This window comes from Citrobacter sp. wls619, assembly GCF_005281345.1.
Taxonomy (GTDB): domain Bacteria; phylum Pseudomonadota; class Gammaproteobacteria; order Enterobacterales; family Enterobacteriaceae; genus Citrobacter.
Genome location: NZ_SZXJ01000027.1, coordinates 459,374 through 482,620 on the forward strand (window position 1 = coordinate 459,374; position 23,247 = coordinate 482,620).

Genomic DNA, 23,247 nt, shown 5'->3' on the forward strand with positions numbered 1-23,247 from the left:
GATATGGGAAATTGCTATGCAACATCAATTACTGATTAACGGTGAGCTGGTCAACGGTGAAGGTGAAAAGCAACCCGTTTATAACCCTGCCACTGGTGAACTTATTCTGGAGATTGCTGAGGCATCAGCCATGCAGGTTGATGCCGCAGTGCGCGCGGCAGACAACGCGTTTGTCTCCTGGGGCCAGACCACGCCGAAAGTGCGTTCGGAGCTGTTGTTAAAGCTGGCGGATACCATTGCCGATAACGCACAGACCTTCGCGGAGCTGGAATCGCTCAACTGCGGTAAACCGCTACATTGTGTGCTTAATGATGAAATTCCGGCCATCGTGGATGTTTTCCGTTTCTTCGCGGGGGCTGCGCGCACCCTGCAAGGACAGGCCGCCGGGGAGTATCTGGAAGGGCATACTTCCATGATTCGTCGCGATCCTCTGGGTGTGGTGGCCTCCATCGCGCCCTGGAACTATCCGCTAATGATGGCGGCATGGAAGCTGGCTCCTGCGCTGGCCGCCGGCAACTGTGTGGTGATTAAACCTTCAGAAATTACCCCGCTGACGGCGCTTAAACTGGCGGAATATGCGAAAGATATTTACCCGGCAGGCGTGATTAACGTCCTGTTTGGCCGGGGTAAAACGGTGGGCGATCCGCTGACCGGCCATGAAAAAGTCCGTATGGTTTCACTGACCGGCTCAATTGTGACCGGGGAACATATTATCCAGCATACTGCGCCTTCGATTAAACGCACGCATATGGAACTGGGCGGGAAAGCCCCGGTGATTATTTTTGATGATGCCGACCTTGATGCGGTGGTCAGTGGTGTACGGACCTTTGGGTATTACAACGCCGGACAGGATTGTACTGCTGCGTGTCGAATCTACGCACAAAAAGGCATCTATGATGCGTTGGTCGAAAAACTCGGCGCCGCCGTTGCCAGCCTGAAAATTGGCGCACCGAATGATGAAACGACAGAACTGGGACCGTTAAGCTCACAGGCGCATCTTGACAGGGTAGCTAAAGCGGTCGATGACGCGAAAGCGCTCGGACACATCAAGGTCATCACCGGCGGCAAAAAAGTGGCGGGTTCAGGCTACTATTTTGCGCCAACGTTGCTGGCGGGCGCGAAACAGGAAGATGCTATCGTGCAGCGTGAAGTCTTTGGTCCGGTGGTCAGTGTCACCGTCTTTGATGATGAAGATCAGGTCCTGGCGTGGGCTAATGATTCGAAGTATGGACTGGCATCGTCAGTCTGGACGCGGGATGTTGGTCGCGCGCACCGACTGAGCGCCCGCCTGCAGTACGGCTGTACCTGGGTCAATACCCACTTCACGCTGGTGAGTGAAATGCCGCATGGGGGACAAAAACAATCAGGCTATGGCAAGGACATGTCGGTCTACGGACTGGAAGATTACACGGTGATTCGCCATGTCATGATCAAGCACGAGTAATATCATAAACCGCGAACGGTAAAAGGGGCACGGATAGCTAAATATCGGCCAACGTGTCTCTATACTATGCGCGGCACTGGCCTCGTCGCCATCGGACGGCGGTAAGTTGGAAATATCCGCGAGGTCAGGCTAATTTGCATTTAATCAGGCCCCGGCACAATGTCGGGGCCTGATTATTTAGGTGATTGTTCTAACGACGGCGCAGGCTACATAGCCAGGCGATGAACGCACAGACAGTCAGAACCAGTCCCAGTTGCTGCACGATACCCGCTAACCCTAACATCATTCCCAATAACAGGTAGTAGCATAATCCGAACAGAGCCCCCGCGGCCCCAGCCTGTTCACGATAGTGATGCAGAGCCTGACTCAGCACATTGGGGATCGCGATGCCATAGGCCACAACAACCCCGACCACAGGCAGCAGAATCCAGACTGAATGCTGTAGCCACCATGCTGCGAGACCAGACAGCAGCGCTAAAGCACAGGCATGGCGCACCAGATATTCCGATGACAAACCGATCATTAACAGCTTGCGATTCAGCAGGCTGCCTGACAGTGACGCGAGGGCAAGCAAGGATCCCGTCCAGCCAAATGCCCTGGAACTCCATCCTAACTGTCCGAAAAGAAACGGGGCCAGGCTGTAATAGCTGAATAGCATGGTATTCAACAGTGCAACCAGCATGGCATTTTTCCACAGTGTACTGTCCCTCACCATGCGGGAGAGCAGCCCCGTCAATTGTGGTCTGCGCGTCGTCTCCGGCCGTGTTTCCGGCAATAAGGCTGTGGTTAACATCAGTAGCAGTATCGCCAGCAATACCAGCGCAGTAAAAACGCCCGTATGACCGTAAAGACTGACTAACCAGCCTCCGCTCACCAGACCAAAAACCGGGCTGATTGCCAGTGCTGCGCCCATAATGGAAAAAATGCGGGACAGTGTTGTTGATTCATAACTGTCCCTCAACATCGTCTGCACCACCACAGACCCGGCGGCCGCGCCAATGGCTGATACCATACGGGCCAGCAGCAAGATGCTGAAATCAGTGGCAATAACCGCCATTACGGAACCCGTCCCGTAACAGAGGAGTCCAGCCATCATTGCCCAGCGTCGTCCAATGCAGTCGCTAAGCCAGCCCCACAGTGCAACCCCCACGGCAAAGGCGACAAAATAAACGGAAAGTGTTTGAGCAGCACGTTCACTGCTTATTTGAAAAAACGTGGCGATATTTGGCAATGCCGGACTGTAAATGGTTTCCACCAGTTGTGGAAACATAATCAGTAATGTGAGAAGCCATAAGGGCGGTCGATGAGTCATATTCATAGCAATATCCAGAGAAACAAAAAACTGGGGGGGATTATTGCTGAATAGAAAATGTCTAATTACCATTATCAGGACTTTATATATCAAATATCGGACAGATGATGAAAATTGCGCCTGATGATGTCTTCGACCCGGATGGTTTTAAGGAAACAGTCGTCGGTATTGCCTCTGATATGGGCGTACATGATTCCGGTCGGCACAGTCATCTTCGCCATCAGTTACTCTTTTCGGCGGCGGGGTGCATCACCATTGAACTGGAAAATACCCTGTGTCTTCTTCCGCCTCGCCGTGCGGTCTGGATCCCCGCGAGTACGGTTCACCGGGCCATCATGCGAGGGGTGATGGCTTATCGGTCATTATATTTTTCAACCATTCTGCCGACGTTATCCGCCTTGCCACTACAGGTTGTCGAAGTGAACCCGCTTTTTTTTGAAGTCATAGAACGGATGGCATTCTGGCCCTGGCAGATGGCAGAAACGCAGCAGGCCAGCCTCATCACTGTTTTTTGTGAAGAAATCAGGGCTGCACGTCGTGAAAACTGGACGTTGCAGTTTCCCTCAGATGTTCGCCTGGATCGGTGGCTGGAAGGGGTTCGAATGGGGGCGTTACCACCCCGACTGAATCAGTTATCCCGCCAGGTCGGTGCTTGCGAACGCACAATCAGCCGCATTTTTATCAGAGATACAGGGATGAACTATCAGACCTGGCGGCAGCAATTCAGGTTGTTAAAAGCGATGGAGATGTTGGCGGAGGGGGACTCAGTCAGCCAGGTGGCGCAACAGCTGGAATTTGTTAGCGACAGTGCTTTCATCGTGTTTTTTCGGCAGCTAACAGGTACAACACCGACCCGTTATCACGGGGGAATAATGCCGCAGAAGGATTAGGGGTATTACATATTAAGGATAATTTACCGGGCTGTGGCGGAGTGGGAAGATCGTTTACTAATGGCAGAGAGAAGATTTTCTCTCTGCCAGCAGGCGCTGCAATTCATCAAAAAGAGTCACATCAAGCAAACCAGCCGAACCTTACGGAGATCAGGCTGAAAAGTCCTACAGCAGCAAATATATTTATCAGCACCACAGTCTTACTGGAAACATTCATTTTTGCCACCTTTCGTTTTAACCCCTTTGGGTATAGTACGGCTTATAGCTATCCGCAATAGTACGAAATCTGAACATGTTGAAAGTGGGCTGTTATTTAGGCGGTTTTCTTAAATAAATGAATAAAACTTGATGTGGGTCATAAAAGAGAGCATATTGCGCGCGATTTTCCCTTCTGGCCTGGATGCCCTAAATGTCTCTGTACCAAAAAATGTTGATTTTTTATGCGGTAATGGCCGCTATTGCGGCCATTATCACCTGGTTTCTGTCGCGTGATAAAAAACGTATTCGCTTTCTGAGCGCGGTATTAGTCGGGGCGACATGGCCGATGAGCTTTCCCGTCGCACTCCTGTTTTCTCTTTTCTGATGGCTCTGTCAATGCTGTATCAGGGGGTCAGCAGAGCGACTAATCTCAGTCTGTCGTCTTTGGTTACATCCAGAGGATGCTGGTATCCCACGTTTTCATTCGCACGGGTGTACAACGCAACCAGCCAGTCGTAAACGTGCCGGCTTGCACCGTGCTGCGGCTGCTCATCCAGTTGCGTCAGGCGCGACATCGGTTGTTGTACTGGCGCACTGAAAATAGCCGCGCCCTTGAAGACCCTGCTGGCAGGGCGCTGATCCTCTGCAACGTTGGCGTAGCCGAGCCAGGTAATAAAATCACCGATATCGGCGTGTAACTGCGCCCCGCAGACATTCTCTCGCTGCATAATCTGCTGAAGCCGTTGAGGCATCTCGAGCCGATAGCTGGTAGTGATAAGAATGTCGGCTACCTGTCGCAGCGTTCGCGGCTCAAGCCGTAATCGGCGCGCATTATTGTCATCGCGACACCACTGACGCACATGGTTGATCCACATTTTGTGCGCCTGGTACCCGGTCTCTTTGCTTTCGGATGAGTGCAATGGCTCCCGGACGTCGGCAAACAGGTCGATCTCTTCATTAAAAAGTCCACTGACTTGTTCTTCGCGTGGCTGCTGGACGCGCAGCAACGACTCAAAGCAGCGCATCGGTGGTAGTAACCCCTCCAGGAGTTCACCATGCTTCGCTGCCTGGGCCTGAAGCTGGCGGATCACTGTCTCGCTGGCGTCTGGTGCGCTTTCGCTGTCGTTAAGCCAGCTCATCAACGCCTCACGAACACGCTGTTGATGCTGTTCATGCAGGGACGTTAACCGTGACTGGCGTTGTTGCGCGGATGTCGCTTGCGACAGCCATTCAGCAAGGCGCAACAGGCTGTGTTTATCCAGTGCCTGCAATGTCCCCCAGCGCAACCCGGGCTTGCCCATTAGTTGCTGCACGGCCTCATCGAGGTTTTGCTGTGTGCTAAAACGAGCGTCTTGTGGCGTAATGGCCCACACAACCCCCGGTAATGCCGCATCATGCACGGGTTGGGTATCGTTGGCCCAGTTCATCAGTTTACGCGTGATGGCCGGTGTCTGCGAGCGTGAAGACACCGCGTTGCAGATCAGCAGGACATCGGGTTGCAGATGTTGGCGGTAATGTTCCAACATCCAGCCTAATTTGGCCCGCCACAGCGGGTTGGGGTGGGCATCCGGTGCGAGGGGAATATCGAGCAGGTCGACGTTTTCCAACACCGAGTCTTCGACAGTCAGCACCAGTTCACGCGTCAGCAGCGCCAGCGATTCCAGCGACAGACTGACCGCGTTAAGCAACTGATGGTTTGCAACAGGATGAACCACCACATCGCTTTGCGCGTCGTTCCCGGTTAATGCGACCTGAGTCAGGAAGCTTTCGGCAGGCAAGCCAAAATGATCGACCAGCAAACTCAGCGGCGCGGCTAGCTCGTGCGCCTGTCCGGTTTGTTGCAAAGTGTGCGCTAATGCCAGCCATTGCTGCGTTAGCTCTGGTTGTTCTCCCCACAACAGCGCCCAGGCGTGAGCGCGGGTGGTCAGATCCAGCGCCGGCAGCAACGTAGCAAATTGATGCCATAGCGCATCATCAATTTGCTGCTGGTTCGCAGGAACACAAGAGCGCCAGAAACGGCCAATAGCGGCTACGTCATGTGCCGTGATGCCCTGAACCGGATGACGCTGACGCAGCGTTTGCCATTTTTCTAACCGGGCTTCAATAATCGATTTTTCAACCTGGCGGCTGTCAGGCATTGCGCAAAACTGTGTGATAAACAGCTGTACCAGTTCTGCTTCACTCAGTAGGCGCAGACGCAGAGGCCACTCGCTATCAACGGGATTGTCTTCACGCGTAAAGCGGATCGCCATGTTGGTCGGCGCATGGCCCGGATTGATATGCGAAAAGTAGTCAAAGCTGCGATCCGGTGTAGCAATATTCAATTTCCCACTGGTGTTGCTGCACAGTGCGGACAACAGATGGGCCTTTGCTGGCTGTGAATGACCGTACAGACCCACACAGCCACGCGCTGAAAACGCCGTGTTCAGCGCAGACTCAGTAACCGCGGCGATGGTGAGCTGAGCGAGCAGGGAATCCGCCTCATCATCAAGCCGTGCTGCGCGCTGGCGTGTGTCATTCACCCATTCGATGGCGGCTTGTGCTGTGTTAAACATCTTACTCATTTCAGGTACACACTCCCGCTATCAATCCAGTAATGGCTGCCGCTATGGCGACGATCTGCCAGTGTATTCAGTTTTAACGTTAAGGCATTGGCGGCAACGGGCGTGCCATCCTGTAGCCAGGCATCACTGAGAACGAAAAATTCCGGTCCCGTTTCTTTGCTGCCACCGCGCAGTTGCAGCCGTACATTTAATACACCGTCACCGGCAATCGTTTTTGCCAGCTCAGCAGAATTGATGCTCAGCGTATACAGCGGGGTGGCTGGCCAGCGGCTGTTTGCTAACTGGCGAAAGCCCAGCGTCACGTTGCCGCGCAGCGGGAAGTGCAGACGGGTATCCAGTTTTGCTCCAGGTTTATCCAGATCGATGTCGTGATACCAGATATTTTCATCGCGTAACGTATTGACCGTATTATCCAGTACACCGAGGTAGCGGACCGTCGAGTACGCGCCGATATCCGCAGCTTTAAAGTTAAAGCGCGGCAGACGTAAATCCAGCGCCAGGCTACACAGCATCGCGCCAACGGCTGCGGTAGATTTGGGATTGCCGATGCGCCCTTGCTGGCTGAACGGATACCACTCATGTACGCGATAGCTGTCCATCCAGATCATGCGGTTGACCGGAACGGGTTGCAGATGGCGGATTAGCGCCTGAACCCCCGGCAAACAGGCGGGTCTGCCAGTGACTAACAAAATATCGCAACGATAGTGGGAAATCGCTTCACAAACGGCGTGCAGAGGGGATGTCAGGGTAAATTGCCCGGCCAGCAGCGCTTCTTGCAACTGTCTGAACTGCACCTGCAACGGTACGCTCAGCACATCAAAAGCCGGTGAACCAGACGGTAATGCATGATCGATAGCCTGTTGGATATAGTTCATCACATTGCGTGTCGGACGCTGAGAAAGCAGTTCGCCAAAGGTGGCGTGCAACCCCGCTACGGGATCGTTAATATCGCTTTGCTCCCAGGCACTGAGTACCGCATGACCCAGTGGCATAAAGAGTTGCAACGCGGTTTGTTGTCGCAAAATAGCCTGCGTATCGATTCTCCCGGAATCACCAAACAGTGTGGCCAGCAGGGCGGCGGCATCGGTTACGCCAGCCTGTTGTAAGCGGGTTTGCAGGGCGGGCAGTATGCAGCGTTGTATGACATCCAATAACATGTCATCCCCGGCGACCTTGAAGCCTTCACGAAACAGCAGATGCGGGGTGATTTTGACATTCGCCCCAACGCCGTCATCCAGTTGATAATGGACCACGGCCATATCCGTCGTGCCACCGCCAATATCGATGGAGGCGACGCGCAGTGCACGACCTTTAACTTCACCGGGTTCTGGCTGGCGGTCCGGACGGGCGAGGGCGTTAAAGAACGATTCTGTATGCCCGTCGTAGTGTGAAATCGCTTCGTTGTACAGCCAAACCAACTGTCCGCAGCTGGCCTCATCCCATTCCATCTGGATCTCAGGTACGGGAACGACGCTCTTTTCTTGCTGTTTGCGGGTGGTGAAATCTTCGTCCTGCGGGTGCCAGCCCATTGCTTTCCAGACCAGCGCAATGGCTTCAAACATACGCAGACGGAAGATCTCGCGCTCCTGTTTTGGCATGGCTGACGGCAGAGTGAGGATCAGCGTGCGCAACTGGCGTGGAGAGGCCGGGAACCCGAGGCGCAGGCGTGTCGCTACGCTGTTAATTTGTCCCAGCGCCTGGGCCAGAATCTCGCACAACATATGCGTCATCAGCGTGCTGCGGCTGTATTGTGGCGAGAACACCGGCAGCCGGTCATCTTGCGGCAGGCTGAACAGCGGCTGACCGTCATCGTTCATCAAATTCATCAGTGGGAAGGCGGTAGCCAGCGGCTCACGCTGCGTTTTGCTGTTCATCTGGCTAAAGCGCCAGTCGTGTAACACGGGGGTTTCATCCCATAAGTACCGACGTGGGCTGGAGATCCCACTGCTGCCTTCCGTTCCCATACGCTGCATCGCCAGCTTACGGGCTTCATCCCCAACGCGGACAATCGACGGCCAGATAAAGGCATCATCGCGACCGCTCTCAACGGAGAAATGTTGCTTACCAAAGCGCGCCTCGGAAAACTCCAGTCGGCTGGTGAACAGGGGATCGTTGAGGAACTGTGGTTCGCTTAATGAACGCACCTGCAATTCAGCCGTCTGACGCAAACCGTCATTAGCATCGCCATGATCTTCAATCAACACGCCGCAGGTATGGGTATTACCAATATCCAGAATCAGATCGACAGGAATCGCGGGCGTGCTGAGCGTATGGGTCACCAGCTTCACTTCCGGGACGGAAAGTTGTTCGCCTAACAGGGTCAACACATTCAGCCAGTGCGCCTGATATTCAAAGTTGCGTAGCGCTTGTTGGATCTCCTGCTCTGAACGGTTTTCTTGCTGCGTGACGTGCTGCAAAAAGGACTCGCGTAACCAGCCATCAATCCACGTCTGGTCGAGGAAATCTGCGATCTCATTATCGTGCCAGGCCAGCGCAAATCGCGTGCCATTCAGCAGATCGTTCTCATTGGGCGTCAATGCTGCCGGGGCTTCAGTCAACTGACTGTCCAGCGCCACCGTGACACGGTGAGTATTGCCGGCACTGTCCGGTTGTGCGAGTTTTCGTACCTGCACGCGCGCCCAGTTATCCGGGCCTTCAACAAATGTGCGGGGCGGGTTAAAACGCAGGAACGGCAGCGGCAACCAGACACCGTCAAGAACGTCCAGAGAATAATGCAGCGTCTGCGTGCTTTCCGGTTTCACGACTTCGGGTTGGCCACCGGTATTGCCCGGCAGGGTATAGCGTCCCGACGCCAGATCAAAATCCAGACGCAGAAGGGGACCGTTTGCCGTTTTACGCACAAAACGACCGTGGTGCGCAGATTCCTGTGGTGTCAGCCCAAAATCCAGAAATTGCACACCGCTATTGGCGATGAGCGTTACGCTCTGTTTGTAATCACACAGATTCACCAACATAAAATCAGGCACCTATCTTTTTGATCGTCAAAGGGATTTCCGCGTGTTCGTCATAACGTGCGGTACAAGCTGCGACGTCGTTTGTTCCTGCTTTACAGGTGATTTCGGGCATGGGGTATCGCGAACCGTCCGTGCAACGGGCATTCCCACGACTCTTAATCATTAATTCGCCCGATTGATGCAGACCAGAGAAAATTTCGGCGCGGCAAACGATATTGTCGCCATGCACGACACGCGCAGTGCCCTTATTGGCCTGAATTTGATAACGCAGCGACGGGGCTTTACCACTGACCGGATCTTTTATATCGACCAGCACACGCCAGTTGCCGTTAAGAAAACGTGTTGTACCAGCCTTCATCTGGTTGGCATCCATTACCAACGCATCTTTCGGGATAGCGGCAATTACCACCGGTCCTTCTACGGGCTTCTCTTTTTTCACCGGTGGAATAACTTCAGCCCGATGCAGCGGCAGCGAAGGTGTCAGCTCTGGCAGGGGTTTACTGTCTATCTTTGCCACGTCAATGAGGGCGACTGCAGGTGCGGGAGAATCCGTGTGTTGTTTCCATAATAGCGGCCCTGCAATGGCGGCAATGACTGCCGCAGCAACGGGCAGGCTCCACAGCGGCAGGCGACGCGTGGGCTTACGCTGTACTGGCGGTGGCGCGATCTCTGGCTCACTCACGATGACCGGGGGTTGTGGTTCGGGTTCAGCGGGTTTCGCTAGCTCAATGGCCGTTGTCAGCAGCGGGGTATCGGCCTCGGCGAAAGTGATTTCCGTCGGGATTTCTTCGACTTCCGGCTCCGGCTCCGGTTCAGGTGCCACTACAACCTGGGGAACGTCGGTATGACGCAGGCAATCGAGTACATCGTCACGGGTGTTTTCATTCAGATTGACGAAGCCCCAGAACGTAATGACGGGTTTGCCATCAACCAGGAACACGTGGTTCTCACCTGGAAACTGGATGGCTTTGTCGAGTAGTGAACCAAACAGTTGCAGAGAAGTTTTACCCGATTGCAGGCTTTTCCGACTCAGGGCCGCGGCATTCTCCAGCGTACTGGACAGATAGCGCAGAGCCCGAAAACGCGCATCTTCATCAGCGGCTTTCCACGCGACAGCCTTTCCTTCAAGCGGGGAATACCAGTCCACCCGATCGCCACTGTCGTTAACTTGTGGGATTGCCAGACAATCCGCCATCGCCTGTTGTTTACGCAGACGAAGCGTTTCACGAATTTGTAGTGCTGAATCAAACACGGCCTGACCACCGCCACCCACGGCCTGATAGTCATCCAAATTGCCGCTGCGCAAGAGAGTTTTTGCCACGTAATTGCCCCTTAGACTTCTTCACACAGCCATTATACGGATTCTCAAAACAAGCAAATGCCAGAAGAGATGCCAAAATGGGCGAATTTTCATGGCATAGAGTATTGGGAAAAATCTTGACGTTTTGAAAAAGACTTAAGGTAAATTACTTCGCCTACGATGATGAATTAATCAGCGAAAACAACCCGATTAGAATAACCTGATAGAGATTTGTTATTAGTGCGTCTTTGCCAGCTATGCTCTGATAGACGAGTAAATAATAAAAGAAGAAGGCTTATAACCATGATTGCAAGGAAAACGCTGCTCGCGCTGGCACTCAGCGCCGTCTTACCAACAGGTGCTGCCTATGCCGCCAGTACTGATACCATTGTTTACTGCTCTGAAGCATCGCCGGAATCATTTAACCCCCAAATTGCCAGTTCAGGTCCGTCGTTTGTCGCCAGTTCACAGGTGTTGTACAACCGATTGATCAACTTCGATCCGGTCAAAAATACCCCGGTCCCGTCTCTGGCAACGGAGTGGACAATTTCCCCCGACGGCAAGACCTACACATTTACCCTGCGTCAGGGCGTGAAGTTCAATAGTAATAAGTTCTTTAAACCTACCCGTGATTTCAATGCCGATGACGTCGTTTTCTCGGTATTACGCCAGAAAGATGCCGATCATCCGTACCATAAGGTTTCACAGGGTAGCTATGAATATTTCAACGATGTTGGCCTGGACAAACTGATCAAAGAGGTTAAGAAGGTTGATGATTATCACGTTCAGTTTGTTCTGAACGAACCCAACGCTGCATTTCTTGCTGACTGGGGGATGGATTTTGCCTCTATTCTTTCGGCAGAATATGCCGATGAGATGCTGAAAAAAGGCACGCCGGAAAACGTCGATAACTGGCCGATTGGTACCGGGCCTTATGTCTTGCAACAGTACAAGCAGGATTCACAAATCCGCTATCTGGCAAACCCGAACTACTGGGATGGTGCAGTGCCAACGAAACATCTGATTTTCTCCATCACACCAAACGTACAGACGCGACTGGCGAAACTACAAACCAATGAATGCCAGATTATTCCCGCGCCAGCACCGGTGCAGTTTGATGAAATCAAAAAGAACAAGGATCTGACGCTGCATTCGGTCGAGGCGCTGAACGTCGGTTATCTGGCGTTTAATACGGAGAAAAAGCCGTTTGATAACGTACTGGTGCGCCAGGCTCTGAACTATGCGACAGATAAAAAAGCCATTATTAACGCGGTCTTTTTAGGTTCCGGCACGGTGGCGAAATCGCCAATCCCGCCGAATATGCTGGGCTTCAATAAAGACCTGAAAGATTACGATTACGACCCGCAGAAAGCGAAAGAACTGCTGAAGAAAGCGGGGCTGGAAAACGGTTTTGAAGCGACACTGTGGTCAATGCCGGTGCAGCGTCCGTATAACCCGAACTCTCGTCGTATTGCGGAGATGATTCAAAGCGACTGGGCAAAAGTTGGTGTGAAAGCGAAAATCGTCTCCTGGGAATGGGGGGAATATCTCTCCGGGATGCGTAAAGGCGAGCACGATACTGCGTTGTTTGGCTGGATGTCAGATAACGGTGACCCGGATAACTTTGCCGATGTACTGCTGGGTTGCGACAGCATTAAAACCGGATCAAACGCCGCGCGCTGGTGTGATAAAGAGTATAATTCGCTGGTTCAAAAGGCGAAACTGGTGAGCAAACCGCAAGAGCGCGCCGCGCTTTACCAGCAGTCGCAGGAAATTTTCTATCAGCAGGCTCCGTGGATTGCGCTGGCGAATGGTAAAACCTTCTATGCCACACGCAGCAACGTCAGCGGATACAGCGTTAGCCTGATGGGCAGTGATTTTTCAAAAGCGAAATTAAATTAATACGTTAAGGAGGGAGTATGTCGCATCTGGATGAAGTCAGCGCACGTGTTGATGCCGCCATTGAAGAAAGCGTCATTACGCATATGAATGAATTGCTGATTGAACTGAGCGATGATGTTGCGCTGAGCCGGGAAGATCGTTACACCCAGCAACAACGTTTGCGTACGGCAATTGCACATCATGGGCGTCAGCATAAAGAAGATATGGAAGCGCGTCGTGAGCAGTTGACCAAAGGCGGCTCTATTCTTTGATATTTCCGTGCCGGATGGCGGTGTTCACACCTCATCCGGCGTTCCGTAGGCCTGATAAGCGAAGCGCCATCAGGCTTAAAACGAACGTCTTGCCACCAGCCAGGCACCCACTACCAGCAATATCGCACCGCATACCGGACCCACCAGCGCGCGAAGCGGTACACCCTGGCTACGCAGAATATCCAGCACCAGACCGCCAATAAGCTGGCTGGCGACCAGCACCGCGATGGTGGTGGCGGCGCCTACGTTTTGGTATCCGCTGATACTGGCGAAAACAAAGAACGATCCCAGTAAACCCGGGATCAATGTCCACCAGCGCACGCTGGAAACCAGTTCACCAAACCCCGCCGCACCTTGTTTAAACCACAGTATGCTGACAAACAGGACGATCCCGACCAGTGAGTTAAGCAGCATAGCAATCAGGATTGTCGAAGACGTCTGGGTAATGCGTACCATCAACGTGTTTTGCACCACCAGACCAATACCTGCGGCAATCAGAAAGGAGAGGGTCAGCGTCTGGTTCATCCACGCGCATCCGGTTCGCTACGGTCATCTAACTGCAGCTGCATAAAAGTCAGATCCAGCCAGCGACCAAATTTAGTCCCGACCTGGGGCATCTGCGCGGTAACATTGAAGCCCAGCGTGCTATGCAGGTGCAGCGATGCCTGATTTTGCGACTCGATTCCTGCCACCATGACATGCTTGCCACACGCGCGCGCTTCTTCAATGAGTCTGCTGAGCAGCCTGCGCCCCAGTCCTTTTCCCTGATGTTCCGGGTGTACGTACACTGAATGTTCGACGGTATGACGGAAACCGTCAAAGTTGCGCCAGTCGCCAAAAGAGGCGTACCCCGTGACGACGCCATCCTCTTCACTTACCAGCACCGGATACCCCATCAGTTGGCGAGCTTCGTACCAGGAGATGCGGTTTTCGGCATCGACCGTTTGATCGTTCCAGATAGCGGCCGTATGCAGTACGGCGTGATTGTAGATTTCTGCGATGGCGACACAGTCGTCTTTGCTGGCAAATCGAATTGACATGTTGAACCTCAGGGGTTGTTCACTATAGTATTACAATATGAATACTATTGAAGACAGCATAAATCAACGGATCAGTGCAAGAATTCGCATTGAGCGGGAATCTCGCGGCTGGTCGCTGACGGAACTTGCCGAACGTGCAGGGGTGTCGCGGGCGATGATCCATAAAATAGAACGCGGAGAGAGCAGTCCAACGGCGACGCTACTGGGACGGCTTTCCGGTGCGTTTGGTATCAGCATGTCCACGCTGATTGCCCGGGCCGAAATGCAGGAGGGTAAACTGTTACGTTTCGCCGACCAGCCGGTCTGGCACGATCCGCAAAGCCACTATTTGCGCCGCCACGTTTCTCCGCGCAGCGATCTGCCTATCGATCTGGTGCAAATCGAATTACCGGCTGGCAGTGATATCCCGATGCCCGCCTCTTCTTATGTGCAGGCCCGACAGCTTCTCTGGTTGCAGCAGGGGGAATTGGTGTTTGTGGAAGGTGATACACGCCACGAAATGAAAGCCGGGGACTGCCTGGAGTTGGGGCCGCCAAACGACTGTCGGTTTATCAATGAAACCGCGCAGTCCTGCGTTTATCTGGTTGTGCGGTTAAACCACGCTGGCAATTAATGTGAAAGCATCACAGAGATAGCGCGTCTACTATTGATGGATTCATGCCAAAAGCAGAGGAGAACATCAATGGGTCAACAAATGCAACGCAATCGTCGCTGGGTTCTGGCGTCACGCCCGCATGGCGCACCGGTGCCCGGTAACTTCCGTCTTGAAGAAGAGGCCATCACGACGCCCGGTGACGGAGAGGTGTTACTGCGTAACGTCTACCTCTCACTCGATCCCTATATGCGTGGGCGTATGAGCGACGAACCGTCTTATTCGCCCCCGGTTGAGATTGGTGCCGTGATGGTGGGCGGCACGGTCAGTCGGGTCGTGGCATCGAATCATTCGGATTTTAAACCCGGTGAATGGGTGCTGAGCTATAGCGGCTGGCAGGACTTCGCCATCTCTAATGGTGCTGATTTGGTAAAGTTAGGCGATCACCCTGAGCATCCTTCCTGGGCGCTTGGTCTGCTGGGGATGCCGGGCTTTACGGCGTATATGGGGCTGCTGGATATTGGCCAGCCCAAAGCCGGTGAGACACTGGTTGTTGCTGCGGCAACCGGACCTGTTGGCGCAACCGTGGGTCAGATCGGTAAGCTGAAGGGCTGTCGGGTTGTTGGTGTGGCAGGTGGGGCAGAGAAATGTCGCCATGCTACCGACGTGTTGGGCTTTGATATCTGCCTCGATCATCATGCCCCCGATTTCGCACGCCAACTGGCACAAGCCTGTCCGCAGGGTATCGATATCTATTATGAAAACGTCGGCGGTAAAGTTTTTGACGCCGTTTTGCCGTTACTCAACACTTCCGCCCGTATTCCGCTGTGTGGTCTGGTGAGCGGTTATAACGCCACATCACTGCCGGCGGGCCCAGACCGTTTACCGCTGCTTATGGCCACGTTACTGAAAAAACGTATCCGCTTGCAGGGCTTCATCATTGGTCAGGATTATGGTCACCGCATTCATGAATTTCAGCGAGAAATGGGGCGCTGGGTCCAGGAAGGCAAGATCCACTATCGCGAGCAGGTCACTGAGGGTCTGGAAAATGCCCCGGAGACCTTTATCGGTCTGCTGACCGGTAAAAACTTTGGCAAGGTCGTGATTCGTCTTGCTGAAGAGTGATACGAAGAGGCTAAAGGCGCTAACAGCCGGATGGCGCCTACGCCGCCATCCGGCAAGCGTTGTAGAGCCAATCTGTTTGAATATTGATTTCGCTACAAGCGAGTATTCATGGAGAAAATAAGAAGGTTTTCACCGAAAGTGAATAAACACTCCACTTTGCGATAAATAATGATTACTATTCTCATTCTTAAAAAGGCAAAACCATGATTTTGCTCATTGAAGCTATGTGAAGCAGTAACAACTGAATTTATCAAAGGGAGTCGTCATGTCTTTACGTCATCTGTTTTCACCGCGTCTGCGTGGTTCTTTACTGTTAGGTTCACTGCTCGTTGCATCATCATTTAGCACGCAGGCTGCGGAAGAACTGCTGCGCAAAGGCGTAGGTAAAGGCGCCTACGAAATGGCGTACAGCCAGCAGGAAAACGCACTGTGGCTGGCCACCTCGCAGAGTCGTAAGCTGGATAAAGGTGGGATAGTTTACCGTCTTGATCCGGTGACGCTTGAAGTGACTCAGGTTATTCATAACGATCTCAAACCGTTTGGCGCGACCATCAATAACACGACGCAAACGCTGTGGTTTGGTAATACCGTGAATAGCGCGGTGACGGCGATTGATGCGAAAAGCGGTGAGGTGAAAGGGCGCCTGGTACTGGATGCGCGTAAACGTTCTGAAGACGTTCGTCCGCTGCAGCCTCGTGAACTGGTCGCCGATGACGCCACCAACAAGGTATACATCAGCGGAATTGGTAAGGAGAGCGTGATTTGGGTCGTGGACGGTGAGACGGTCAAACTTCAGGACACGATTCAAAATACCGGTAAAATGAGCACCGCACTGGCTGTCGACAGCAAGGCTAAACGCCTGTATACCGCCAATGCCGATGGCGAATTCATTACCATCGATACCGCCACCAACAAAATTCTCAGCCGTAAAAAACTGCTGGACGATGGCAAAGAGCACTTCTTCATTAACCTGAGCCTGGATACGGCCGGTCATCGTGCGTTTGTCACTGACTCCAAAGCGGCGGAAGTGCTGGTTATCGACACCCGTAACGGTAACGTGCTGGCAAAAGTTGCCGCACCGGAATCTCTGGCCGTACTGTTCAACCCGACACGCAATGAAGCCTATGTAACCCACCGTCAGGCCGGCAAAGTCAGCGTGATCGATGCGAAAAGCTATAAAGTGGTTAAAACCTTCGATACCCCGACGTTCCCGAACAGCCTGGCGCTCTCTGCCGATGGCAAAACCCTGTACGTGAGTGTGAAACAGAAATCCACACGCGAGCAGGAAGCGACTCAACCGGACGATGTTATTCGTATCGCCCTGTAATTCTTCGGAGGGGGCAACCCCTCCAGTCATTTCTCTATACGCCACGATACGCCTCGTTACACCCCATCGGTAGCCTGACAAACTTCAGCGACTTACACTACGCCCTCAACGGCTAACTGAATAACACGGGAATACCATGAAAAAGCCATTAATCTGTCTTTGTGCGGGCGTAATGCTGTTTACGCTGGCTGGCTGTACCACCGATTACGTCATGACGACGAAAAGCGGACAAACTATTACCACCCAGGGCAAACCAAAACTGGATAAAGATACGGGAATGACCAGCTATACCGATCAGGACGGGAATGCGCGGGAAATTAACAGCAATGATGTTGCTCAGCTAATTGAAGCAAACTAAGTCAAACGGGTAGGCCAGAAATCTGACCTACCTTAAAGCGTTACGGCGCGGTGCGGTGGATTTCCGCAACGCGTTTACGTACCCCAAACCAGCCAGCGACCAGCAGAATGGCAATCAGCGGTAATGAGGCGATAGTGTAGGTCCCATTCGGATAGTCAAACGCCATTAACACCAGCACCGCCAGTAAAAACAACAGTGTTAACCAGGACGTAAACGGCGCACCAGGCAGTTTGAAGTGAACGTCTGCGGCTTTGCCATCTTTAATGGCCCGACGCAGACGCATCTGGCACACCATAATGAATGCCCACGATGCAATGATGCCCAGCGAGGCAAAGTTAAGCACGATCTCGAACACCTGCGAAGGCACCAGATAGTTGAGAAAAACCCCGACGACATACACGACAAGCGTGGCCAGTATCCCGGCATAAGGTACGTGTTGACGGCTCATTTTGGCCATAAATTTTGGCGCGGAACCGCCCATCGACATTGAGCGCAAAATACGACCGGTGCAGTACAACCCCGAGTTGAGGCTGGAAAGCGCGGCGGTAAGCACCACGATATTCATAATACTGCCAATATAGGGAACGCCGAGTTTGGAAAAGAAGGTAACAAACGGGCTTTGACCTGCCTGATAGGCATTCCACGGTAACAGCATGACCAGCAACACCACGGAACCCACATAGAACAGGCCAATTCGCCAGATAACGCTGTTAATCGCTTTTGGCACCATCGTTTGCGGATCTTTGCACTCACCAGCCGCTGTGCCTACCAGTTCAATAGAGGCAAATGCAAAGACGACACCCTGGACCAGTACCAGCGCTGGCAGCAGGCCATGCGGGAAAAACCCACCGTTATCGGTGATCAAATGAAAGCCAGTGGTGTTACCATCCAGCGGTTTTCCCGTGCCCAAAAAAACAGTTCCGACGACCAGGAAGATAACGATAGCCAGCACTTTGACCAGGGCAAACCAGAACTCCATCTCCGCAAACCACTTTACGCCGATCATGTTCATAGTGCCGACAATGGCCAACGCGCCGAGGGCAAACACCCATTGCGGTACATCACCAAATGCGCCCCAGTAGTGCATATACAAGGCCACGGCCGTGATATCCACGATTCCGGTCATCGCCCAGTTGATGAAGTACATCCAGCCAGCCACATAGGCCGCTTTCTCACCTAAAAATTCGCGGGCATAAGAGACAAAGCTGCCGCTGGAAGGGCGGTGTAAAACCAGTTCACCGAGTGCCCGCAGAATGAAGAATGAAAAAATACCGCAGACCAGATAGACCAGTGCTAACGCGGGGCCGGCCATTTGTAAACGTGCGCCAGCCCCTAAAAATAACCCGGTACCGATAGCACCGCCAATGGCGATCATTTGTACCTGCCGGTTACCCATCGCTTTGTGATACCCCTCTTCGTGAGCATTCAACCAGCGTCGTTTCGCCGCGTGTTGTTCCGCGGCTTGCGTGTTGTGTGTGTTCATTACGTTTCCTGTTAACCTGACTAATTTACAAAATCCTTTTTGCCGCAGCAGCTGCGGCGAAAACAGCGTTACCCTTCATTGTGTTACCGCGGGAAAACTGTCGGCCGAGCATCCTACATTCAATTGATAAGTGACGCAAAGCCTGGACACGGGGAAGTGGGGTTTTTCTGTGGCCTGAATTGACGGGATGTGGACTCGATTCAGTAAAAATAGAGGCGGTGGGCAATGTGAAGGAATGCGCTCATCCTGATCGTCAGCAGAATGAGCGCTGTTTGCTTTACGCCGACACGCCAAAGACCTGTACGGCCTGCTGCAATCGCGATGAGCGTTGCGTTAAATCGGCAGTCGCGTCAGTGACACGCTCCACCATCTCGGCATTATTGTGCGTCATGGTCCCAACACGCGAAATGGAATCATTAATCAGATCCAGCGCCTGGGTTTGCTCCCGCGTTGCCAGACTAATGTCTTTAATCATCATCGACATCTGTAACACATCGCTGATCATCCCGGTGAGATGCGTTTCTGTCTGTTCAACCATTTTTACGCCGGTATTGACATTAGCGACGTTCTTCTCGATAAGCTGTTTGATCTCTTTTGCCGCTGATGCAGAGTGTTGCGCAAGATTGCGCACCTCCGCGGCCACGACGGCAAAACCGCGCCCGGACTCTCCGGCTCGCGCCGCCTCGACAGCCGCGTTGAGCGCCAGAATATTTGTCTGGAAGGCGATGCTATCAATTACGCCAATGATGTCGACAATCTGACCATTATCACGAGAGATCGCCTGCATCATGGCGATAGTTTGTTTCATAATATCGCCGCCTTCAGCGGCATTGGTGCTGGTTTTATCGGCCATCGTCATGGTGTGCGCCGCCGTTTCTGCAGTTTGCTGCACTGCGCTACCAATTTCTTCAATGGCGGCAGCGGTTTGCTGAAGGTCCGCGGATGTTTCTTCAGAACGTGTATGCAGCGCGATACCTTCTTTAGAAACGCGCTGGCTGATGGCCTGAATTCCGGATATTTGCGTACTGACGTCATCAACCAGTGAATTTAGATTAAGTCCGGATTGATTAACCAGTCGCATTAACATGCCGATTTCATCTACGCGATTTAAATGGCAGTTGTCGGGTTTTCGTCCGGATACGACTTTCTTCATTTGAGTCAATAGTGTATTAACTGGCTGACAAATTTGGCACTTAAGGTAAATAGCGAATAACAGAAATAACGCCAGTAGACCGCCGGATTGAATAAAGTGGTTTACGGGGGCGAAGATTAATAACAAAGAGAGCAGGGCAACGACTCCCAAAGCATAATTGACGCGTTGACTAATGCTCAACCATTTAAACATTGAAGTCCATGCCAATATGCCACGGCGAATGATAATACCCTTAAAAAGACGGAACCCGCTAAGTTGTTGATTATTTATTTTTTCATACAGCTGCGCACTCTGAGATATTTCGTCTCGCGAAGGAACAGTACGCACTGAGATGTAGCCCGTTAACTTTTCATTGTGCCAAACGGGCGTGACGTTGGCGCGTACCCAGTAGTGGTCACCGTTTTGACGCCGGTTTTTCACCATTCCCGTCCAGCTGTCACCCTGCTGCAACGTGTACCACATGTCAGCAAACGCGGCTGGCGGCATATCCGGATGGCGAATAATATTATGCGGTTCACCCATTAATTGACTTTCGTTAAAACCACTGGCATCGATAAACGCGGAGTTTGCATAGGTAATATGACTCTCTTTATCTGTCGTCGATAGCAGCGTCGCTTTACCGTTAAGTGTGTGCTCAATTTGTGTAACGGGCATGTTACTTTTCATAAAGGCCCCATGATGGTATGTATAATTCATACAAAGATCCCCGTAATAATGCCAGGGGATATTAAAAAGCTGTTTTAAACCATTTTAATAAGAAACGCTGCATTCTCTACTAATCATCAGTTCTGTGAAAGTATTTAAAATAAAAAAATTAATGCGTGGAACCCATGTCTCTTTCATAAAAATGAAACAATCAATACAAGCGCATAACACAGACAGGTGTTTAGCCTGACTTAAATTAAATTCAACACTGAACACGCATGTAAAAATAAATCAAACGAAAAAGGATGTTGCCGCCTTTCCAGTATCAATAAAAAACCTATTATATTTTGTAGTATGCAAATACAAGCCATTTTTTCTGCATAGTGGCGCGTTCAAAACCGGAAGTTTGACTCCTGTTGGCATCAACGTTATCCCTGATCGCTGCGGGGTTGGTTATCTGTTTTTTAGCTGAGTAAATGTGAATTAAATGTTTCTATATGGTTATTTGATAATTTAATAATACTGACATGTTAACAAATATAGGCCTGCAACATGTCATACCGCCTGAGTATTCTGGATAAAAGCCCCATCGGGGAAGGTGAAACTGCCGCAACCGCGCTGGCCCGCACGCTGCGCCTGGCACAACGCGCAGAAGAGTGGGGATATCATCGCTTTTGGATAGCTGAGCATCACAATACGCCGCAACTTGCCAGCCCCTCACCGGAACTGGTGATCGCCTGGATACTGGGACAAACCCAGCGCATTCGTGTGGGCTCCGGTGGCGTCATGCTGCAACACTATAGCCCCTACAAAGTAGCGGAAAACTTTAATCTTCTGGCCTCACTGGCGCCGGGACGTGTCGATCTTGGGGTTGGGAAAGCGCCTGGCGGTTTACCGCTGTCAACGCAGGCACTGCAGTTGGGTCTGCATCAGGAAGAAAAAGGCAGTTTTGCCGACCAGCTTACTCAACTGAACGCCTGGCTGACGCTGACCGGGACAGAAAGCGGGCAGACAGTATTCCCGACTCCGCTCCCGCCTGCGCCGCCGCAAAGATTTGTGCTGGGCGCGAGCGTAGAAAGTGCACGCCTGGCGGCAGAGTCCGACTGGAACTTTATTTTCGCGGCGCACCTGAACGGCGATAAAGCGTTACTGCATGAGGTGCTGAGCTTCTGGCAGGCCAACAGTTCACGTCCAACGATTGTCGCCGTGCAGGTAGTTGTGGCTGACAGCAGTGATATGGCAGCGCAACTGGCGAAAGATGTGCAAATCTGGGGCGTCGAGTTGGAGGATGGACAACGCGTCACCGTCGCCAGCGAAGAGCAGGCGCTGGCTTTCGCCGTGCAGGCGGGCAGCGCACCACGAACAATTGCCCGGCGTGAGCAGGCGTTACTGCAGGGGAGCGCTCAGGAGGTGGTGGCCACACTGCGTTCATGGCAGGTGCAATACGGTATTGATGAATTCATTATCGATACGCCGGTGGCCGAAGGTCAGGCGCGCCTGACATCGTTACGCCTGTTGGCACAGGCCCACAGCACGATGGAGGTTGTCTGATGTCATTCGCCTCACAGCTTATCGACTGGCGTCGCGAGCTACATCAGCACCCGGAGCTGTCCCTCCAGGAAGTGGCGACAACCGCGCGTATTCGTGACTGGTTGCATGCTGCAGATGTCACGCTATTGCCGTTCAATCTGAAAACGGGTGTCGTTGCCGAAATTGGTCAGGGAGACGATGTCATCGCTCTGCGGGCGGATATCGATGCTTTACCGATCGAAGAAAATACCGATGTGCCGTTTCGCTCCGTCACGCCGGGGGTGATGCATGCCTGCGGACATGATATTCACACCAGCGTGATGCTCGGTGCTGCACTGTTGCTTAAGCAGGAGGAAAACACACTACCGGGACGCGTGCGTATTTTGTTTCAGCCGGCAGAAGAAAGTTTTGGTGGCGCTAAAACGCTGATCCGTGCCGGAGCCCTGCAAAATGTGGCCGCGATCTTTGGCATGCACAACGAGCCCGGGTTGGCGGTAGGCGATTTTGCCACCCGAGGAGGGGCGTTTTACGCCAATGTGGATCGCTTTGTGCTGCGTATTACCGGAAAAGGCGCGCATGCGGCGCGTCCACACGAGGGAAAAGATGCCATCCTGCTCGCCAGTCAACTGGTGACGGTATTACAAAGCGTCGCCAGCCGTGAGGTCAATACGCTGGATTCGGTGGTGCTTAGCGTCACCCGAATTCAGGGGGGAAATACATGGAACGTACTACCGGAATCCGTTGAGCTGGAAGGGACGCTCCGGACACATCGCGCAGAGGTGCAACAACAGGTCAAATCACGGGTCAGTGATATTGCCGCTGGGTTTGCCCACGCCTTTGGCGCACAGATCGATGTTATCTGGCACGCGGGGCCTACGGCCCTGGTCAATGACGCGCACTGGGCCGATATTGCGACCAAAGTCGCCAGACAATCCGGTTACACGACGCGCCATGCCGACCTGCATATGGGCGGGGAGGATTTTGCCGTTTATTTGCAAAATACGCCTGGGGCGTTTGTTAGCATCGGGAGTGCCAGTGAATACGGATTACATCACCCGGGGTTTAATCCGGATGAACGGTTAATTGAACCTGCCGCACACTACTTTGCTCATTTAGCAAAAACGGCATTCGCACACCTTTAATTTACCTGTTGGGTAG

Annotated in this window: 20 protein-coding genes; 11 read left to right on the top strand and 9 right to left on the bottom strand. The window is 52.6% G+C overall.

Features of this window, described 5'->3' with window-relative positions:
* The first annotated feature begins 16 nt into the window (after positions 1-16).
* Positions 17-1,444: an aminobutyraldehyde dehydrogenase gene (gene patD, locus FDX19_RS04940; protein WP_137381811.1), complete on the top strand. Its 1,428-nt coding sequence runs from the start codon at positions 17-19 to the stop codon at positions 1,442-1,444.
* Positions 1,445-1,634: 190 nt separating this feature from the next.
* On the opposite strand, the gene FDX19_RS04945 is transcribed toward patD, so the two are convergent.
* Entirely contained in the window at positions 1,635-2,762 is a 1,128-nt protein-coding gene (locus tag FDX19_RS04945) for a multidrug effflux MFS transporter (RefSeq protein WP_137381812.1), read from the bottom strand.
* 101 nt (positions 2,763-2,863) lie between these two features.
* Here FDX19_RS04945 and FDX19_RS04950 point away from each other — a divergent pair, with 101 nt between their 5' ends.
* A complete protein-coding gene (locus FDX19_RS04950) occupies positions 2,864-3,646 on the top strand; it encodes a helix-turn-helix domain-containing protein (RefSeq protein WP_137381877.1) in 783 nt (260 codons plus the stop codon).
* Between the two features lie 121 nt (positions 3,647-3,767).
* On the opposite strand, the gene yncL is transcribed toward FDX19_RS04950, so the two are convergent.
* The gene (gene yncL / locus FDX19_RS04955) at positions 3,768-3,863 is read right to left on the bottom strand and encodes a stress response membrane protein YncL (protein ID WP_071828932.1); all 96 of its coding nucleotides are present in this window, start codon (positions 3,861-3,863) and stop codon (positions 3,768-3,770) included.
* Between the two features lie 192 nt (positions 3,864-4,055).
* Between yncL and FDX19_RS04960 the strand changes: the two genes are divergently transcribed.
* Positions 4,056-4,229, top strand: coding sequence for a GhoT/OrtT family toxin (locus FDX19_RS04960; protein WP_137381813.1), 174 nt, complete (start codon positions 4,056-4,058; stop codon positions 4,227-4,229).
* Between the two features lie 19 nt (positions 4,230-4,248).
* Here the strand turns inward: FDX19_RS04960 and FDX19_RS04965 are convergent, their stop codons facing one another.
* From FDX19_RS04965 to FDX19_RS04975, 3 genes are read right to left on the bottom strand one after another with little or no spacing between them, the layout of a single operon-like run.
* Complete coding sequence (locus FDX19_RS04965; RefSeq protein ID WP_137381814.1) at positions 4,249-6,408, bottom strand: virulence factor SrfC family protein; 2,160 nt, start codon at positions 6,406-6,408, stop codon at positions 4,249-4,251.
* Positions 6,405-9,383 (bottom strand): virulence factor SrfB, encoded by a 2,979-nt coding sequence (locus tag FDX19_RS04970; RefSeq protein ID WP_137381815.1) that lies wholly within the window; start codon positions 9,381-9,383, stop codon positions 6,405-6,407. The genes FDX19_RS04965 and FDX19_RS04970 overlap by 4 nt, the downstream gene beginning before the upstream one ends.
* A gap of 4 nt (positions 9,384-9,387) precedes the next feature.
* Positions 9,388-10,704: an SrfA family protein gene (locus FDX19_RS04975; RefSeq protein WP_137381816.1), complete on the bottom strand. Its 1,317-nt coding sequence runs from the start codon at positions 10,702-10,704 to the stop codon at positions 9,388-9,390.
* A 282-nt stretch (positions 10,705-10,986) separates the two neighbouring features.
* On the opposite strand from FDX19_RS04975, the gene FDX19_RS04980 reads away from it, so the two are divergent.
* On the top strand, positions 10,987-12,585 hold the full coding sequence (locus FDX19_RS04980; RefSeq protein WP_137381817.1) for an ABC transporter substrate-binding protein: 1,599 nt from the start codon (positions 10,987-10,989) through the stop codon (positions 12,583-12,585).
* Between the two features lie 17 nt (positions 12,586-12,602).
* Entirely contained in the window at positions 12,603-12,836 is a 234-nt protein-coding gene (locus FDX19_RS04985; protein WP_048211611.1) for a YdcY family protein, read from the top strand.
* Positions 12,837-12,911: 75 nt separating this feature from the next.
* Here FDX19_RS04985 and FDX19_RS04990 read toward each other — a convergent pair whose 3' ends face one another.
* Both FDX19_RS04990 and mddA read right to left on the bottom strand, forming a co-directional pair.
* Complete coding sequence (locus FDX19_RS04990; protein WP_048211612.1) at positions 12,912-13,361, bottom strand: DMT family transporter; 450 nt, start codon at positions 13,359-13,361, stop codon at positions 12,912-12,914.
* Entirely contained in the window at positions 13,358-13,876 is a 519-nt protein-coding gene (mddA, locus tag FDX19_RS04995) for an L-methionine sulfoximine/L-methionine sulfone acetyltransferase (RefSeq protein WP_137381818.1), read from the bottom strand. The genes FDX19_RS04990 and mddA overlap by 4 nt, the downstream gene beginning before the upstream one ends.
* Positions 13,877-13,913: 37 nt before the next feature.
* Here mddA and FDX19_RS05000 point away from each other — a divergent pair, with 37 nt between their 5' ends.
* From FDX19_RS05000 to FDX19_RS05015, 4 genes are all read left to right on the top strand, one after another.
* On the top strand, positions 13,914-14,489 hold the full coding sequence (locus tag FDX19_RS05000) for an XRE family transcriptional regulator (protein ID WP_048211614.1): 576 nt from the start codon (positions 13,914-13,916) through the stop codon (positions 14,487-14,489).
* A 69-nt stretch (positions 14,490-14,558) separates the two neighbouring features.
* A complete protein-coding gene (locus FDX19_RS05005) occupies positions 14,559-15,593 on the top strand; it encodes an NADP-dependent oxidoreductase (RefSeq protein ID WP_137381819.1) in 1,035 nt (344 codons plus the stop codon).
* Positions 15,594-15,858: 265 nt separating this feature from the next.
* A complete protein-coding gene (locus FDX19_RS05010; protein ID WP_137381820.1) occupies positions 15,859-16,920 on the top strand; it encodes a YncE family protein in 1,062 nt (353 codons plus the stop codon).
* A gap of 136 nt (positions 16,921-17,056) precedes the next feature.
* Complete coding sequence (locus FDX19_RS05015) at positions 17,057-17,278, top strand: YgdI/YgdR family lipoprotein (RefSeq protein ID WP_043016274.1); 222 nt, start codon at positions 17,057-17,059, stop codon at positions 17,276-17,278.
* A gap of 40 nt (positions 17,279-17,318) precedes the next feature.
* On the opposite strand, the gene ansP is transcribed toward FDX19_RS05015, so the two are convergent.
* Entirely contained in the window at positions 17,319-18,761 is a 1,443-nt protein-coding gene (gene ansP, locus FDX19_RS05020) for an L-asparagine permease (protein WP_137381821.1), read from the bottom strand.
* A gap of 277 nt (positions 18,762-19,038) precedes the next feature.
* A complete protein-coding gene (locus FDX19_RS05025) occupies positions 19,039-20,580 on the bottom strand; it encodes a PAS domain-containing methyl-accepting chemotaxis protein (protein ID WP_137381822.1) in 1,542 nt (513 codons plus the stop codon).
* Between the two features lie 531 nt (positions 20,581-21,111).
* On the opposite strand from FDX19_RS05025, the gene FDX19_RS05030 reads away from it, so the two are divergent.
* Complete coding sequence (locus FDX19_RS05030) at positions 21,112-22,110, top strand: MsnO8 family LLM class oxidoreductase (RefSeq protein WP_137381823.1); 999 nt, start codon at positions 21,112-21,114, stop codon at positions 22,108-22,110.
* Positions 22,110-23,231, top strand: coding sequence for an amidohydrolase (locus FDX19_RS05035; RefSeq protein WP_137381824.1), 1,122 nt, complete (start codon positions 22,110-22,112; stop codon positions 23,229-23,231). Before FDX19_RS05030 ends, FDX19_RS05035 begins: the two co-directional genes overlap by 1 nt.
* Positions 23,232-23,247 lie beyond the last annotated feature (16 nt).